This is a genomic window from Streptomyces sp. JB150 (assembly GCF_011193355.1).
Lineage (GTDB): Bacteria > Actinomycetota > Actinomycetes > Streptomycetales > Streptomycetaceae > Streptomyces.
Genome location: NZ_CP049780.1, coordinates 406,021 through 421,905, shown reverse-complemented (window position 1 = coordinate 421,905; position 15,885 = coordinate 406,021). Strand labels below are relative to the sequence as shown.

Here is a 15,885-nt window from a genome sequence, read left to right as displayed (position 1 = left end):
TCGGAACGGGCAATTCCTTCCGCAGGGCCCCTGTTTCGCGAGGTAACTTGCCCCGTCCCGGCCCCCGCAGTGGCGCGACTCACGCGGGAAAGCTGACGCAAACCGCCGCCCGGCGGCTGCTACTCTGCGTTGCCCCATGACCGCAACAGGTAGTTACCAGAGGTGCGTGTGAAGGTCGCCTGCGTCGGCGGCGGGCCCGCCGGCCTGTATCTGTCGATCCTGCTCAAGCTCCAGGACCCCTCCCACGAGATCACCGTCCACGAGCGCAACCCGGAGGGCTCCACCTACGGGTGGGGCGTGACCTACTGGCACGGCCTGCTCGACCGGCTCCACCGGCACGACCCCGAGTCGGCACGCGCCCTCGACGAGGCGTCCGTCCGCTGGACCGACGGCGTCGCCCACATCGGCGACCACACCGTCCGGCACACCGGCGACCAGGGCTTCGGCATCGGCCGCCACCGCCTGCTGGAGATCCTCGCCGCCCGCGCCCGCTCCGTCGGCGTCCGCCTGGAGTACGACCACGAGATCACCCCCGGCCGGCTGCCCGACGCCGACCTCGTGGTGGCCGCCGACGGCGTCCGCAGCGCGCTGCGCACCCGCCACGCCGACCACTTCGGCACCGAGGTGACCGCGGGCCACAACCCCTACATCTGGCTCGGCACCACCAAGGTCTTCGACGCCTTCACCTTCGGCTTCACCGAGACCCGCCACGGCTGGATCTGGTGCTACGGCTACGGCTACGGCGCCGACCGCTCCACCTGCGTCGTCGAGTGCGCCCCCGAGACCTGGACCGGCCTCGGACTGGACCGGGCGGACGAGGCCGAGGGCCTGGTCCTGCTGGAGAAGCTGTTCGCCGGCGTCCTCGACGGGCACCGCCTCATCGGCCGCTCCCGCGGCGACGGCAGCGCCCCATGGCTGACCTTCCGCACCCTCACCAACCGCACCTGGCACCGCGGCAACCTCGTCCTCGTCGGCGACGCCGCGCACACCACCCACTACTCCATCGGCGCCGGCACCACCCTCGCCCTCGAGGACGCCATCGCCCTGGCCGGCGCCCTGCGCGAGGCGCCCACCCTGCCCGAGGCCCTCGCCCGCTACGAACACCGGCGCAAGGCGGCCCTGCTGCCCGCGCAGAGCGCCGCCCGCTACAGCGCCCGGTGGTACGAGAACCTGCCCCGCTACCTCCGCCTGCCGCCCGAGCAGATGTTCGCCCTGCTCGGCCAGCGCCACTCGCCCCTGCTCCCGCACGTCCCGCCCCGGCTGTACTACCGCCTCGACCGGGCGGCCGGCAGCCTGGAGCCGCTGCGCCGGTTCAAGCGCTGGTTCGGCCCGAGACTCGCCCGCGTCGCGCACACCCGCAGCCTGACCGGCAGGGACGGGTGACACACTGACGCCATGGAAGAGCGTGTATTCGAACGATGGGGTCAGCGGGCGTCCGTCATCGGCCTCGGGACCTGGCAGCTGGGCGCCGACTGGGGCGACGTCGACGACAAGGAAGCCCTCGCGGTGCTGGAGGCGGCCGCGGAGTCGGGCGTCACCTTCTTCGACACCGCCGACGTGTACGGCGACGGCCGCAGCGAGCAGACCATCGCCGCGTTCCTGCGCGGCCGGCCCGATCTGCACGTCCTCGTCGCGACCAAGATGGGCCGCCGGGTCGACCAGATCCCCGAGAACTACGTCCTGGACAACTTCCGCGCCTGGAACGACCGCTCCCGGCGCAACCTCGGCGTCGACCGCGTGGACCTGGTCCAGCTGCACTGCCCGCCGACCCCCGTCTACTCCTCCGACGAGGTGTACGACGCGCTCGACACCCTGGTCGCCGAGGAGCGGATCGCCGCCTACGGCGTCAGCGTCGAGACCTGCGAGGAGGCACTGACCGCCATCGCCCGGCAGAACGTGGTCAGCGTGCAGATCATCCTCAACCCGTTCCGCATGAAGCCGCTGCGCGAGGTCCTCCCCGCCGCGCGGGAGGCCGGCGTGGGCATCATCGCCCGGGTGCCGCTCGCCTCCGGCCTGCTGTCCGGCAAGTACACCAAGGACACGGTGTTCCCGGAGAACGACCACCGCACCTACAACCGGCACGGCGAGTCCTTCGACCAGGGCGAGACCTTCTCCGGCGTCGACTTCGCCACCGGCGTGGAGGCCGCCGCCGAGTTCTCCGCCCTCGCGCCCGACGGGTACACCCCCGCCCAGCTGGCGCTGCGCTGGATCGCCCAGCAGCCCGGCGTGACCACGGTGATCCCCGGCGCCCGCTCACCGGAGCAGGCCCGCGCCAACACGGCCGCCGCCACGCTGCCGCCGCTGTCCGACGCCACGCTGGAGGCGATCCGCGACCTCTACGACCGGCGGATCGCGGACCAGGTCGAGGGCCGCTGGTAACGCTCTGCTCACCCGACCCCCTCGGCCAGGACAGTTCCGCCGCCGAGGGGGAACCCGGAGGGGAAACACCAGGTCGTTTCCACCGGGGAGGCAGCGTCGTGACGGCCGCCGAAGACAGGGCGAAGGACAGCGCGCAGGGCACCGCGAAGGACAGCGCGGACAGTGCGAGGGGCACCGAGAACAGGCCCAGGGGGCGCAACGAGACCGAGGAGGAGAGAGCCGACCGGATGTGGGTCGAGCTGATCCAGGAGGTGCGCGTCGCCCAGATGGGCGTGCAGATCCTGTTCGGCTTCCTGCTGACGGTGGTCTTCACCCCGACGTACCGCGAGCTCGCGGACACCGACCGCACGATCTACATCGTCACGGTCGTCCTCGGCGCCGCCGCGACCGGTGCCCTGATCGGACCGGTGTCCCTGCACCGGCTGGTCTCCGGCCGCCGGATCAAACCGCAGGCGGTCAGCTGGGCGTCCCGCATGACCCTCGTCGGGCTGGTCCTGCTGCTCGCCACCACCACCGCGTCGCTGCTGCTCATCCTGCGGGTGGCGACCCACGACGACTTCGTGCCGTGGCTGGTCACCGGTGTACTGATGTGGTACCTGCTGTGCTGGTTCGGGATACCGCTGTGGACCCGGCACCGGCACACCAGCCGCTGAACGGAGGCACCGGCGCGCGCCGAGCGCCGCTCCTGCCTTGACGCCCTCACGAGCCGGCGGCGGGTCCGGAACGCCCACGCGTCCCGGACCCGCCGCCGGTCCCTTTTTCCACCGAGCCCGCCGCGGTGACCCTCGGTTCACCGCGGCTCTCGCTTCCCGCGACGACCTTCAGCTCTCCGCGATGACCTCGGCCAGGAAGTCGTCCACCCGCACCCGCTCCCGGCCGGGCGGCACCACGGCGTAGGTGTCGCGCAGGAAGGCCGTGACCGCCGGTGCCCAGGCGAAGACGGCCGCGTGATGCTGCCCGCCGCCGGAGCGCGGGTCGCCGAAGAAGTCCAGCCGCAGCTCCTCCCAGTGGCCCGTCGCCACCGGCCGCATCCGGACGTCGCCGAGACCGACCGGCCGGCGCAGTCCGTCGGCGAGCATCTCGCGGTCCAGCCGCCACCGGGCGAGCACCCGGCCGTCATGGCTGAACACCGCGGTGACGGCGTACGGATCCTCGGCGTCGTAGCCCAGATGGGCGAGGACCGGGAAGCGGTCCGCGGTGCCGGCCTGGAGCTGGACGACCAGGGTCCTGTGCACGAAGGAGTTCACCACAAGGCCTCCGGGGAGAACGGACGTAAAGCCTTCCAGTACCCGCTCCACGCACAAGATGCTCCGCCCTCCGGGTGATTCGTCCGGCCCGGCGGTCTCAGCCGAGGGCGTCGTGCAGCGCCGGCAGCAGGGTCTTCGCCGACCAGTCCAGGAACTCCGGCTGCGACTCGCCGCCGATCTGCACCAGCGCGATCTCGGTGAATCCGGCCTCGGCGTACGGGCGTACGGCCTCCACGAAGACCTCCGGGTCGTCGCCGCACGGGATGGATTCCGCCACGTCGTCGGGGGTGACGAACTGCGTGGCCGACTCGAAGGAGTCGGGGTGCGGCAGCTCGGAGTTCACCTTCCAGCCGTTGCCGAACCAGCGGAACTGGGCGTGCGCCCGCTTGATCGCCGCGTCCCGGTCGGTGTCGTAGCACACCGGCAGCTGGCCCACCCGCGGCTTGCCCGCACCGCCGTGCCGGTCGAACGCCTCCAGCAGCCCCGGCTTGGGCTCGGTGGCGATGACCAGGTCCGCCAACCGCCCCGCCAGCGCACAGGAGCGGTCACCGGAGACGGCGATGCCGATCGGCGGCGGCACGTCGGGCAGGTCCCACAGCCGCGCCGACTCCACGTCGAAGTGCTGACCGCGCCGCGTGACGTGCCCGCCCTCGAAGAGGGCCCGGATGATCTCGACGGCCTCCTCCAGCATCTCGTGCCGCACGTCCACCGAAGGCCAGCCGCCGCCCACCACGTGCTCGTTCAGGTTCTCGCCCGAGCCCAGACCCAGCCGGAACCGGCCCTCGGACAGCAGCTGCAGGGTCGCCGCCTTCTGCGCCACCACCGCCGGGTGATAGCGGAAGGTCGGGCAGGTCACGTACGTCATGAGCGGGATACGGGACGTCGCCTGCGCCGCCGCTCCCAGCACGGCCCACGCGTACGGCGAGTGACCCTGCGTGCGCAGCCACGGGAAGTAGTGGTCCGAGGTCACCGAGAAGTCGAAGCCGACCTCCTCGGCCCGCACCACATGGTCGACCAGCTCACGGGGCCCGGCCTGCTCAGTCATCATCGTGTATCCGATTCGCACCATGACCAGCGAGTCCCCGGCCGCACGCGGCGAAAACGGGACGCGAGTGACCCGTGGGCAACCCGTCCCGGTGGCGGGCGCGCGCCCCGTCCCGGCGGCGGGCGCGGCGAACGGCGTCCGGCGTACCCCTCCCCACGCGCTGATCGCGGGGGAGAGGATGAGCGCATGAGTGCGCGACCGCTGCCTTCGAGCACCCCCGCCGCCCAGGGCGTCGACGCCTCCGGTGTCCTCGCCTTCCTCGACGCCCTCGACGCCGCCCCCGGGATCGAGCCGCACAGCCTGATGATCCTGCGCCACGGCCACGTCGTGGCCGAAGGCTGGTGGGCGCCGTACACCGCCGGCCGCCCCCATCTGCTGTACTCGCTCAGCAAGAGCTTCACGGCGACCGCCGCCGCGCTCGCCGCCGCCGACGGACTGCTCGACTTCGACGCCCCGGTGATCTCGTACTTCCCGGAGTTCGCCGCCGACATCACCGACCCCCGCAGCCGCGCCATGCGGGTGCGGCACGTGGCGACCATGGCCAGCGGCCACCTCGCCGAGACCCTCGACGCGGCCCGCGCCCTCGACCCCGAGGAGCTGGTCCGCGGCTTCCTGCTGCTGCCGCCCGACCGCGACCCCGGCACCGTCTTCGCCTACAACCAGCCCACCACCTACACCCTCGCGGCCATCGTCCAGCGCGTCACGGGACAGCCGCTCACCGGCTATCTGCGCCCGCGCCTCCTCGACCCGCTCGGCATCGGCGAGGCCGCCTGGCTGCGCGACCGCACCGGCCGCGAACTCGGCTTCAGCGGGCTGCACGCCACGACGGACGCGCTCGCCCGGCTCGGCCGGCTGTATCTGGGCGACGGCGTGTGGGAGGGCGAGCGGCTGCTGCCCGAGGGCTGGGTCGCCGAGGCGAGCCGCGCGCACATCCCGACCGCCGGCGGCATGGGCGACACCGACCGCCAGGACTGGGACCAGGGCTACGGCTGCCAGTTCTGGATGTCCCGGCACGGCTACCGCGGCGACGGCGCCTACGGCCAGTTCTGCCTGATCCTGCCCGAGCACGACGCGGTGGTCGTGACGACCGCCGAGACCGAGCGGATGCAGCAGCTGCTGAACCTGGTCTGGGACCACCTGCTGCCCGCCTTCGGCGCCGCGCCTCCGGCCGGCCACGAGCCCGCCGAGGCCGCCCTGCGGGAGCGGCTGTCCCGCCTCGCGCTGCCCCCGGCGCCGGGCCGGCCCGCTCCCCTGGGGCGGGCCGGGGACTGGGCCGCCGCCGCGTTCGTCCCGGCCGGCGGGGTCTGCGCCGCCCAGCCCGGCCTGTCGGCGGTCACCGTGCGCGGCGGGGCGGACGGCTGGACGGTGACGCTCACCGACGACGGCCACGACCTCGCGCTGCGCCTCGGCGACGGTCCCGGCTGGACCGTCGCCGAGGAACCCGCCCCCACGGCCGTCAGCGGCGGCTGGACGGACCCCGCGACGCTCGCCCTGGACGTGATCTTCCTGGAGACACCGCACCACCTGCTGCTCACCTGCACGCTCCCCGACCGCACCTTCACCGCCCGCTGGAGCACCCAGCCCCTGCACGGCGGCCCGCTGCGCACCCTGCGCGCTCCCCGTCACCCGTCGGCCTGACGTGCGTCAGCCGTGCGTCGCTTCCGGCGGAATGCGGAACGTGCGCAGGGCGGTGTCCAGCGCCTGCCGGTTCTCCGCGGCCCCGAAGCCGTCGGCCGGGGCCGTCCAGCGCAGCGAGAAGCCCCGGCCGCCGCCGATCAGGAAGCCCCGCCCGAACGTGCGCACCCGGAAGCCGCCGGCCCCCGCGACCCACTCCATGTCCGCCGCCTCTCGGCCCTGGTACCTGGTCGCCCGGATCGCGCCCAGCCGCCGGTAGCCGTCCACGGCGCCCTTCAGCCCGGGCTCCACGTCGTCGCGCCAGACGGCGACCGGGTCCGGGCCGACCCGCTCGCTGTAGGTCACCGCGAGCGTACGGTCGTCGCCGTCCGCGCCGAGCACGACGCGGTAGCCCACGTCCGGGACACGACTCGTGCGCAGCGGACGCCAGCCCTCGGGGAGGGCCACGGAGAAACCCTCGGGGGCGGCGTGCGTGCGGAAACCCTCCGGCAGTCCGGTGACGCCCGGCAAGCCGGGCGGGCTGGGCGCGGGCGTGCGCGCCGGCGGCGGGGTCGGCGAGGGGGCCGCGGAACGGGGCGGGTCCGGACGGGCGGGGCCGGGCTCGCGCGGGCCGGCCTCCTCTTCTCCGGTGGCGGACCCGCCGGAGTCACCGGGACGACCGCCGGACGTGCCGGACGCTGCGGACGCGGAGGGCCGGGAGGGCGGCGCGTCGGAGGCGACCGGGCCCCCCTCCCGCAGGCTCATCGTCGCCACGAGGACGGCCACCGCGACCGTGACCACCGTCACGGCCGTCCCGGCGGCCACCGTGCGCCAGCTCCACCCCGGCGCGGCATGACGGACGGCCGCGTACGCCCGCCGCACCCGGGGCTGCGGCGGGCTGGGCAGGGGCGCCCCCGGATCCTCGTGCACCACCCGCAGCAGGGCCGCGCGGACCACCGGCCGGGTCAGCCGCTCCCGCGCGTCCTTGCGCAGCAGCCCCTGCACGACCCGGGCGAGCGGCCCGGCGCGCACCGGGGTGCGCAGCGGCAGCCGGTCCACGCCCCGCAGCGTCGCCTCCGGACGGTCCCGCTCGCGAAACGGCGGACGCCCCTCGACCAGGGTGTACAGCACGGCACCCAGCGCCCACAGGTCGGCCGCCGGGCCGACGCGCTCGTCACGGGCCTGCTCGGGAGAGGCGTACGACGGTGCCGTCAGCCGCGGCGCGAGGGTCGCCCCCGCCAGCCCGAAGCCGGTGACCACCACCGGGCCCCGCTCCGGCACGACGACCTGGCCGGGGCTCAGCTCGCCGTGCGTGACACCCTCGGCGTGCGCCGCGTCCAGCACGTCCAGCAGCTCCAGCCCGATCCGCGCCGCCCGCACATGGTGGAACGGCCCGCGCTCGGAGAGGAGGTCACCGAGCGGGGTGCCGCCGACCCAGTCGGACACGGTCCACAGGACACCGTCCTCCACGACGGCGTCCAGCACCGGAACCACCCGTCCGGGGCACAGCCCCTCCACCGTCCCGGAACCGCGGATCACCCGGCCGGCGATCCGGCGCGCCCCGTCGTCGCCCGGCGCCTGCGGCAGCCCGATCCCGGTGACCAGACACGGCCGGCCGGTCCCGGCGTCCTCCCCGTACCAGCAGACGCGGTTCGTCTCGCGGTGGACGACGCCGAGGAGCCGGTACCTGCCCGCCACCGACCGTCGCGTGCCGACGTACGCCTCGCCCATGGTCATCCCTCGCTGAATGCCCGGCTCACCCTTTGCCAGTGGTACGGGAGGCGCGACGGGGCGCGTTCAACGCGCGGGCGTGTTTTGCGGGCGAGGGCACACTTTTGACCCGGAGTCAGTTCCGGCGCTCGCCAGAACCTGATCCGAACGACACCCCCTAGCCCAGCGCCTTCGCCCAATCCCGCGGCACCCTGCCCGCCGGCCCCGGCGCCGGCTGGTCGGCGGGGTGGCTGACGGGCGGCGCGAGCGCCGGACCGGAGTCGTACAGGGTCTCGGTGGCGAAGTCCCAGAACCACTCCTCGCCGGGCTCGTAACTTCGCACCAGCGGATGACCGGTGGCCTTGAAGTGGGCCGTGGCGTGCTTCGCGGGCGACGAGTCGCAGCAGCCCACGTGCCCGCACCGGGCGCAGCGCCGCAGATGGAACCACCAGCCGCCGTCGGCCTCGCACTCCGCGCACCCGGTGCCGCTCGGCGGCACGCTCGGGTCGATGCCGTTCTGCTCGGTCATGCGGTCTCCTCCAAGGGTTCGGGGGTCGTCTCGTCCCCCGTGACGGTGAGCGGCAGGAGCACCTGGAAGCGGGTGTCCCCGGGCACGGACTCCACCTGGAGGCTGCCGTGGTGCTTGTTCACCACGATCCGCCAGGAGATGTCCAGGCCGAGCCCGGTGCCCTCGCCGACCGGTTTCGTGGTGAAGAACGGGTCGAAGATCCGGTCGCGGATCTCCGGCGCCACCCCGGGTCCGGTGTCCCGGAACTCCACCAGCAGCCGGTCGTGCTCGCGCGCGGTCCGCACCGTCAGCGTCCCCTCGCCGCCGGCGCTGTCGATCGCGGACACCGCGTTGTCGATCAGGTTCGTCCAGACCTGGTTCAGCTCCGCCGGGTAGGCGGGGACCGGCGGGAGCGTACGGTCGTACTCCTTGACGATCTTGATCCGCTCGCCGATCTTCCCGGACAGCATCAGCAGGGTGCTGTCGAGGAGTTCGTGCACGTCGGCGATCCGGTAGGGCGCGCGGTCCAGCTGCGAGTACTGCTTGGCGGCGTCCACCAGGTGCGAGATGCGGGCGGTGGCGTCCGCGATCTCGTCCATCAGCAGCTCGGTCTCCACCGTGTAGTTGAGCCAGCCGATCGCCCCCGGCAGCACCGGCTCGTCGACGGCCGCCGCGACCTGGTCCAGCCAGTCCAGGTCGAGCCCGGCCTGCACGAACGTGGGGGCGAGCCGCCAGCCGTCCTGGATGCCGTGGTCGTCCAGCCAGTCGGCGATCGCGTCCTCGCGGTCGGACGCCTCCAGCGGGCTGAGCGCGGGCGCCTTGCCGACCCGCTCGGCGGTACGCTGCTGGATCTCGATCAGATGCGCGAGCACCTCGCGCGGATACGGCCCCGCCGAGATGACACTCAGCTTGTGCCGCATCTTCGCCACCCGTTCGCGCAGCGCCTCGGTGGCCCGGACGGCCGCCGCCGCGGGGTTGTTCAGTTCGTGGGTGAGCCCCGCGGACAGTGAGCCGAGCGCCAGCAGCCGCTCCCGCTGCCCGATCATCCGCTGGGTGTTCTTCGACCCGAAGAACAGGCCCTCCAGCAGATGCACCGCCATCGGGAACCACTCGCGCATGATGCTCGCGAACGTGTCGGCGGGCAGCACGAAGAAACGCGTCGGCTCGGTCACCCGCATCGAGTTGTTGTAGACCTGCCGGACCCGGTCGCCGATGTAGGCTTGCATCGCGCCCGCGTACACCCCGCGCTGCGAGGACCGGATGACCTCGACGTCGTCGCCGCCGACCCGCCGGGACAGCACGACGGTGCCCTCGATCATCACGTAGAAGCAGGTGGCGGGCTCACCCTCGGCGTAGACGGGGCCCGGCTCGAACAGCTCCACGCGCCCCTCGGCGCACAGCCGCCCCAGCTGCTCGGGGCTCAGCTCCTCGAACAGGAACAGGGAGCCGATCTCCCGCGGGCTGCACGGCATCGGCCGGCCGCTCACGACTGCTCCAGGTAGCGGTGGACGAGCATCACGGCCATGGCTCCCTCTCCGACGGCGGACGCGACCCGCTTCGCGGACTCCGCGCGCGCGTCACCCGCGACGAACACGCCGGGCACATTGGTCTCCAGGTGGTACGGCGCCCGGTCCAGCTCCCAGCCCGCCGGCGGCCGCCCGTCCGCGGTGAGGTCGGGCCCGGCGAGGATGAACCCCTGCCCGTCGCGGTCCACGGTGCCGTCCAGCCAGTCCGTCAGCGGGGCCGCGCCGATGAACACGAACAGCCACTGCGCGTCGACCCGTTCGCTCCGCCCGGTCGCGGTGTCCCGCAGCGTCAGCGCCTCCAGATGGCCGGAGCCGTGCGCGGCCTCCACCATCGTGCCGCAGCGCACCGAGATGTTCGGCGCCTGCTCGATCTGCTGGATCAGGTAGTGCGACATGGACGCGGCCAGCGACTCCCCGCGCACCAGCAGCGTCACCGACTTGGCGCCCCGCGCCAGGTACATGGCCGCCTGCCCGGCGGAGTTGGCGCCGCCCACGATGTACACGTCCTGGCCCTGGCAGCCGGCCGCCTCGGTCAGCGCCGACCCGTAGAACACCCCGCACCCGGTCAGCTCGGCCAGGCCCGGCGCGTCGAGCTGCCGGTACGACACACCGGTCGCCAGGATCACGCTGTGCGCGGCGACCGCCGAGCCGTCGGAGAACCGTACGACCCGCGCGGACCCGCTGACCTCCAGGCCCGTCACCTCGCGCGCGGTCAGGATCTCCGCGCCGAACTTGGCCGCCTGCCGCCGCGCCCGGTCGGTGAGCTGCGCGCCCGACACGCCGTCGGGGAAACCGAGATAGTTCTCGATGCGGGAGCTCTGCCCGGCCTGCCCGCCGGTCGCCGAACGCTCCACCAGCACCGTGCGCAGCCCCTCCGAGGCGCCGTACACCGCCGCCCCGAGCCCGGCCGGGCCGCCACCGACGACCACCAGGTCGTAGAACTCGGCGGCCGGTGTGGTCGCGAGCCCCACCCGCGCGGCCAGCTCCGGCGCCTCAGGCTCGACCAGCGGTGTCCCGTCCGGGGTGACCACCAGGGGCAGCCGGGTGCCGTCCTCCCCGGCGGCGGCCAGCAGCCGCCGCCCCTCCGGCTCGTCGGACGAGTACCAGCGGTACGGCACCTGGTTGCGGGCCAGGAACTCCCGTACGTCCGACGAGCGCGCCGACCAGCGGTGCCCGACCACCTTGGTGCTGGGCACCGGCCGGTGGTCGCCGGCCCGCCACGCCTGGAGCAGGTCGTCGATGACCGGGTACAGCTTCTCCTCGGGCGGGTCCCACGGCTTGAGCAGATAGTGGTCGAGGTCGACGACGTTGATCGCGTCGATCGCCGCGTTGGTGTCCGCGTACGCGGTCAGCAGCACCCGCCGCGCCCCCGGATACACGTCCAGGGCCTGCTCCAGGAACTCGATGCCGTTCATCCGCGGCATCCGGTAGTCGGCCAGGACCACCGCCACCAGGTCGCCGCGCAGCTTCAGCTCGCGCAGCGCCTCCAGCGCGGACTCGCCGGACTCGGCCCGTACGATCCGGTACGACGCCCCGTAGCGCCGTCTCAGATCGCGGGCGACGGCGCGCGAGACCCCCGGATCGTCGTCCACGGTCAGAATGACGGTCCGCGCCGTGTCGGCGGCCTGTGCCATACGTCTCCCACCCCAGAGCGGTCGGACATCCCGCCGCGGTGGCTCGCTCGTCGCCGCGCCGGCTCCCGCCATCGTATGTTCGATGGTCGCGGTTCGCTCAGGTATGCGAAGGGCACGGTCGCGCGGCCGCGGGACGCGGTCAGGCCGGGCGGGAGCCCAGGACGCAGAACTCGTTGCCCTCCGGGTCCGCGAGCACCACCCACGGCTGTTCGCCCTGCCCCACGTCCGCGGGCCGGGCGCCGAGCGCGAGCAGGCGCTCGACCTCGGCCCGCTGGTCGTCGGGGCGGAAGTCGAGGTGCAGGCGGTTCTTGCCCGACTTGGCCTCGGGGACCGGAACGAAGACCAGCCCCGGCAGCCGCTCCGGCGCGGGGCGGATCTCGTACTCGTCGGGGGCGTCGCCGACCACCGTCCAGCCGAGGGCGTCGGCCCACCAGCGGCCCAGGGCGACCGGATCGGAGGCGTCGACGACGACTTGCTCCCAGACGAGGCTCATGCGGGCAGCGTAGGGAAGACTGACGGTGATCGCCGGACGGACGGAGTCGACGGGCAGGTCGGGCGAGGAAGAGGAGGCAGTGGGATGACGCGGCCGATCACCGCAGGGGTGGACGGAACCGAGGAGAGCCACGCGGCGCTGGCCTGGGCGGCCCGGGAGGCCGTCCGGCGCGGACGGGACCTGAGGGTGGTGCACGCCTGGCGGTTCGCGCAGCACGAGACCGTGGACGGCGACCGGGAGACCCAGGGCCGCTGGGTGCGCGAGGCGCTGGAGGGTTCCGTGCGGGAGGTCACCGAGCGGCACCCCGGCCTGGACGTGACGACCGCGGTGATGGAGGACGACGCCGTCGAGGCGCTGGCCGCGGCCGCGGCGGAGGCGGAGCTGCTGGTGCTCGGCTCACGCGGGCACGGCCGCGTCCTCGGCTTCCTGCTCGGCTCGGTCGGACAGCAGGTGATCGCCGAGACCGCCGCTCCCGTCGTGCTGGTCCGCTCCGGGAACCGCGCCTCGGACGAGGCGGAGGGCCGGCAGATCGTCGTCGGCCACGAGGGCGGCCCCGAGGACGGCGCCGCAGCCCTGCGGTTCGCGTTCGAGACGGCGGCGGCGCGCGGGGCGGCCCTGCGCGCGGTGCGGGCCTGGACGCTGCCGCCGGTGTTCGCCTACAGCCCGGCCTCGCTGAAGCTCCTCGACGAGGCCGGCGGCCCGGAGCCGTACGAGCAGAAGGCGCTGAGCGAGGCGCTGCAGCCGTGGCGGGAGCGATTCCCGCAGGTCCCGGTGGTGGAGCACGTGGAGATGGGCAGCGCGGGGCAGGTGCTGCTGGACGTGTCCGCGCGGGCCCAGCTGGTGGTCGTCGGGCGCCGTGCCCGGCGGACCGCCGTGGGCGCGCGGATCGGGTCCGTCGCGCACGGGGTGCTGCACCACGCGCCGTGCCCGGTGGCCGTCGTACCGCCCGCCTGATCACTCGGCGGGCGGCGGGCTCTGCAGCGTCTCGCGGGCGCGCGGCAGGATGTTCTCGACGTAGTCCTGCACGGCCGTGTCGAGACCGATGTCGTGCTGGGCCCGCTCCGAGAGGTACCAGCGGTGTTCCAGCAGCTGGTGGTAGATCTCGGCCGGGTCCATGCCGCCGCGCAGCTCCGGCGGCACCGCGCGGACGGTGGGCCGGAACACCTCGCGCACCCAGCGGTGCGCCAGCACCTCCGGGCGGGCCGCCAGGGGGTCACCCGGGGCGTAGTCGTCCTGGGTGGCCATCCAGGACTCCAGGTCGCTGAGCAGCCGCCGCGCCTGGTTCTCCTCGGTGTCCAGGCCGGTCAGCCGCAGCAGCTGCCGCTGGTGGTGGCCGGCGTCGACGACCTTCGGCACGAAGGTGACGGTGTCGCCGTTGGAGGAGTGGTCGATCTGCATCTCCGCCACGTCGAAACCGAGGTCGTTGAGCCGGCGTATCCGGCGCTCGATGTAGTGGTACTTGCCCGCCGGGTAGACGGAGGTGCGGGTCAGCTCCTTCCAGAGCCCCTGGTAGCGGGCGCAGATCTCGGTGCCGAAGGCGATCGGGTCGACGGAAGGGTGCAGCGCCCCGGACGCCTCCAGGTCCAGCAGCTCGCCGCTGATGTTGACCCGGGCGAGGTCCAGGTCGTAGTCGCGCTGCCCGTCGCTGAGCCGGGGGTGCAGCTCGCCGGTCTCGGCGTCCACCAGGTAGGCGGCGTAGGCGCCCGCGTCCCGCCGGAACAGGGTGTTCGACAGCGAGCAGTCGCCCCACGCGAACCCGGCCAGGTGCAGCCGCACCAGCAGCACCGCGAGGGCGTCCATCAGCCGGTGCATGGTCGCGGGCCGCATGGTCGTCTCGAACATCGAGCGGTACGGCATCGAACCGCCCAGGTGCCGGGTGATGAGCACCGGCTCCAGCGGCTCGCCGTCAGCGTTCGTGCGCCCGGTGACCACCGCGAGGGCGTCCACCGCCGGGATGCCGAGCCGGTCCAGGTCGCGCAGCAGCCCGTACTCCCGCAGCGCGGGCCGCTCGGCCAGCTCCTTCACGGCGACCACCTCGGCGCCCGCGCGCGCGTACCGCACCACGTGCCGCGAGATGCCGCGCGGCAGCGGGACCAGGTATTCCTGCGGCCACTCCTCCAGCGGGAGCTGCCAGGGCAGTTCGAGCAGGAGCGCGGGGTGCTCCGGGTTGGTGGCGCTGATGTGCAAAGCCATGGCCCGACCTTAACGGCGCGAGTGCGGGCTATGGCCGGCCCGCCCGGCCTCAAGCGGCCCGTTCCGCCGCGTGCCGCGCGGCGTCCCCTACCGGACCGCGGTGGACGGGCCCGTGCCCGGGCAGCAGGACGTCCGCGTCCAGCCCGGCGAGCACGTCCAGCGAGGCCACCGCGCGGGCGCGCTCGTGGTGGAACATGTCCGGCAGCAGCTGCGGTCCCTGCGCGCGGCTCGTGGGGTGGCCGGTGACCAGGGCGTCGCCGGTGATGAGCACACCGGTGTCCGGCAGGTGGTAGGCGCAGTGGCCCAGGGTGTGGCCGGGGGTGTGCACCGGCACCGGGCGGCCCGGCAGGTCCAGCGGACCCGCCGCCGGGAGCGCCTCGGGCGCGGCGACGGGCAGGCGCGCGGTGCCGCCGGAGCGCAGCGCGTGCACCGCCCAGGGCAGCACGCCCGGCCGCCAGCCGTTGCGCAGCACCCGCCCGATCGACACCTGGTGCAGGAACTCCCGGCGCGCGTGCGGCACTTCGGCCTCATGGAGACGGACCGGCGTGCCGTACGTCGCGCGCAGGAACTCCGCCGACCCCAGGTGGTCGTTGTGGGCGTGGGTGACGAGCACGGCCGCGACCGCCTCCGGTGAACTCCCCACCGCCGCGAGGGAGTCGAGGACCAGCTGCCGGTCCCCGGGATAGCCCGTGTCGACCAGGGTGACCGCGTCCCCTGCCGTCAGGATCACCCAGTTGGTGTTGCTTCCGTGCACCAGGTAGGCGCCGTCCGCGACGTGCCGCACATCAACCCGCATCTTCGTCCCGCAGTGGTGAGTTCCGCCCCCGACACGGACAGCAAAGCAGACTCAGTTCACGTTGGCGGGGCGGAACTGGATGCTGATCCTGGGGCCCGCCGCGCGGGTGGTCTTCGGCACGCAGTGCTCCCAGGTGCGCTGGCAGGAGCCGCCCATCACGATGAGGTCGCCGTGCCCGAGCGGCCGTCGCAGCGTCTCGCCGCCGCCCGCCGGACGCAGCAGCAGATCCCGCGGCGTGCCCACGGAGAGGATGGCGACCATGGTGTCCTCGCGGGCGCCCCGGCCGATCCGGTCGCCGTGCCAGGCCACGCTGTCCCGGCCGTCGCGGTAGTAGCACAGCCCGGCCGTGGTGAACGGCTCGCCCAATTCGTCGGTGTAGTGCGCGCCGAGCGCGTCGCGCGCCTCGGTGAGCACGGGGTGCGGCAGCGGCTCGCCCTCGCGGTAGTAGGCGAGCAGCCGGGGGACGTCCACGACGTGGTCGTACATGTGCCGCCGCTCCGCCCGCCACGGCACGTCGGCCGCCAGGTGTGCGAAGAGCGCGTCGGACCCGCTCAGCCAGCCCGGCAGGACGTCGATCCAGGCGCCGGAGCCGAGGTCCGTCCGGCGGATCCCGTCCAGGGGGCCGAGCCGCAGCTCGTCGGTCTGGTCGAAGAGGGAGCCCTGGAGGTGCATGTGTCCAGGGTACTCCGCTAATCGAAAATGCGTTCCCATCAATTTTCGTCGGGCCCGGTCACGCCCCT

General features: G+C 73.7%; 15 protein-coding genes. 5 read left to right on the top strand and 10 right to left on the bottom strand.

Annotation, left to right across the window (positions count from 1 at the left end; all coding sequences use genetic code 11):
* Positions 1-168 precede the first annotated feature (168 nt).
* From G7Z13_RS01935 to G7Z13_RS01925, 3 genes are all read left to right on the top strand, one after another.
* Entirely contained in the window at positions 169-1,383 is a 1,215-nt protein-coding gene (locus G7Z13_RS01935; protein ID WP_206313196.1) for an FAD-dependent monooxygenase, read from the top strand.
* Between the two features lie 12 nt (positions 1,384-1,395).
* Positions 1,396-2,379 carry an aldo/keto reductase gene (locus tag G7Z13_RS01930; RefSeq protein ID WP_165995412.1) on the top strand — a complete coding sequence of 328 codons (984 nt, stop codon included), beginning with the start codon at positions 1,396-1,398 and terminating at the stop codon, positions 2,377-2,379.
* Positions 2,380-2,606: 227 nt separating this feature from the next.
* Positions 2,607-3,032, top strand: a complete 426-nt coding sequence (locus tag G7Z13_RS01925; protein ID WP_240926451.1) for a DUF6328 family protein — start codon at positions 2,607-2,609, stop codon at positions 3,030-3,032.
* Between the two features lie 168 nt (positions 3,033-3,200).
* On the opposite strand, the gene G7Z13_RS01920 is transcribed toward G7Z13_RS01925, so the two are convergent.
* Together G7Z13_RS01920 and G7Z13_RS01915 are read right to left on the bottom strand one after the other, a co-directional pair.
* The gene (locus G7Z13_RS01920; protein WP_165995407.1) at positions 3,201-3,626 is read right to left on the bottom strand and encodes an SsgA family sporulation/cell division regulator; all 426 of its coding nucleotides are present in this window, start codon (positions 3,624-3,626) and stop codon (positions 3,201-3,203) included.
* 97 nt (positions 3,627-3,723) lie between these two features.
* Positions 3,724-4,695 (bottom strand): LLM class F420-dependent oxidoreductase, encoded by a 972-nt coding sequence (locus G7Z13_RS01915; protein WP_165995406.1) that lies wholly within the window; start codon positions 4,693-4,695, stop codon positions 3,724-3,726.
* Between the two features lie 162 nt (positions 4,696-4,857).
* On the opposite strand from G7Z13_RS01915, the gene G7Z13_RS01910 reads away from it, so the two are divergent.
* Positions 4,858-6,309: a serine hydrolase domain-containing protein gene (locus tag G7Z13_RS01910; protein WP_165995404.1), complete on the top strand. Its 1,452-nt coding sequence runs from the start codon at positions 4,858-4,860 to the stop codon at positions 6,307-6,309.
* A gap of 6 nt (positions 6,310-6,315) precedes the next feature.
* On the opposite strand, the gene G7Z13_RS01905 is transcribed toward G7Z13_RS01910, so the two are convergent.
* From G7Z13_RS01905 to G7Z13_RS01885, 5 genes are all read right to left on the bottom strand, one after another.
* The gene (locus G7Z13_RS01905) at positions 6,316-8,022 is read right to left on the bottom strand and encodes a serine/threonine-protein kinase (RefSeq protein ID WP_165995402.1); all 1,707 of its coding nucleotides are present in this window, start codon (positions 8,020-8,022) and stop codon (positions 6,316-6,318) included.
* A 151-nt stretch (positions 8,023-8,173) separates the two neighbouring features.
* Positions 8,174-8,524, bottom strand: a complete 351-nt coding sequence (locus tag G7Z13_RS01900; RefSeq protein ID WP_165995400.1) for a UBP-type zinc finger domain-containing protein — start codon at positions 8,522-8,524, stop codon at positions 8,174-8,176.
* On the bottom strand, positions 8,521-9,975 hold the full coding sequence (locus G7Z13_RS01895; RefSeq protein ID WP_206313195.1) for an ATP-binding protein: 1,455 nt from the start codon (positions 9,973-9,975) through the stop codon (positions 8,521-8,523). Before G7Z13_RS01895 ends, G7Z13_RS01900 begins: the two co-directional genes overlap by 4 nt.
* Positions 9,976-9,986: 11 nt before the next feature.
* Positions 9,987-11,663 (bottom strand): FAD-dependent oxidoreductase, encoded by a 1,677-nt coding sequence (locus G7Z13_RS01890; RefSeq protein WP_165995396.1) that lies wholly within the window; start codon positions 11,661-11,663, stop codon positions 9,987-9,989.
* A 139-nt stretch (positions 11,664-11,802) separates the two neighbouring features.
* On the bottom strand, positions 11,803-12,156 hold the full coding sequence (locus G7Z13_RS01885; protein ID WP_165995394.1) for a VOC family protein: 354 nt from the start codon (positions 12,154-12,156) through the stop codon (positions 11,803-11,805).
* An 84-nt stretch (positions 12,157-12,240) separates the two neighbouring features.
* Here G7Z13_RS01885 and G7Z13_RS01880 point away from each other — a divergent pair, with 84 nt between their 5' ends.
* Positions 12,241-13,110, top strand: coding sequence for a universal stress protein (locus G7Z13_RS01880; protein ID WP_165995393.1), 870 nt, complete (start codon positions 12,241-12,243; stop codon positions 13,108-13,110).
* On the opposite strand, the gene G7Z13_RS01875 is transcribed toward G7Z13_RS01880, so the two are convergent.
* Genes G7Z13_RS01875 through G7Z13_RS01865 form a run of 3 tightly spaced genes read right to left on the bottom strand, consistent with a single transcriptional unit; the run spans position 13,111 to position 15,817 of the window.
* Complete coding sequence (locus G7Z13_RS01875; RefSeq protein ID WP_165995391.1) at positions 13,111-14,349, bottom strand: DUF4032 domain-containing protein; 1,239 nt, start codon at positions 14,347-14,349, stop codon at positions 13,111-13,113.
* A gap of 49 nt (positions 14,350-14,398) precedes the next feature.
* Positions 14,399-15,145, bottom strand: coding sequence for an MBL fold metallo-hydrolase (locus G7Z13_RS01870; RefSeq protein WP_165995389.1), 747 nt, complete (start codon positions 15,143-15,145; stop codon positions 14,399-14,401).
* A gap of 51 nt (positions 15,146-15,196) precedes the next feature.
* On the bottom strand, positions 15,197-15,817 hold the full coding sequence (locus tag G7Z13_RS01865) for an alpha-ketoglutarate-dependent dioxygenase AlkB (RefSeq protein WP_165995387.1): 621 nt from the start codon (positions 15,815-15,817) through the stop codon (positions 15,197-15,199).
* Between the last annotated feature and the right edge of the window lie 68 nt (positions 15,818-15,885).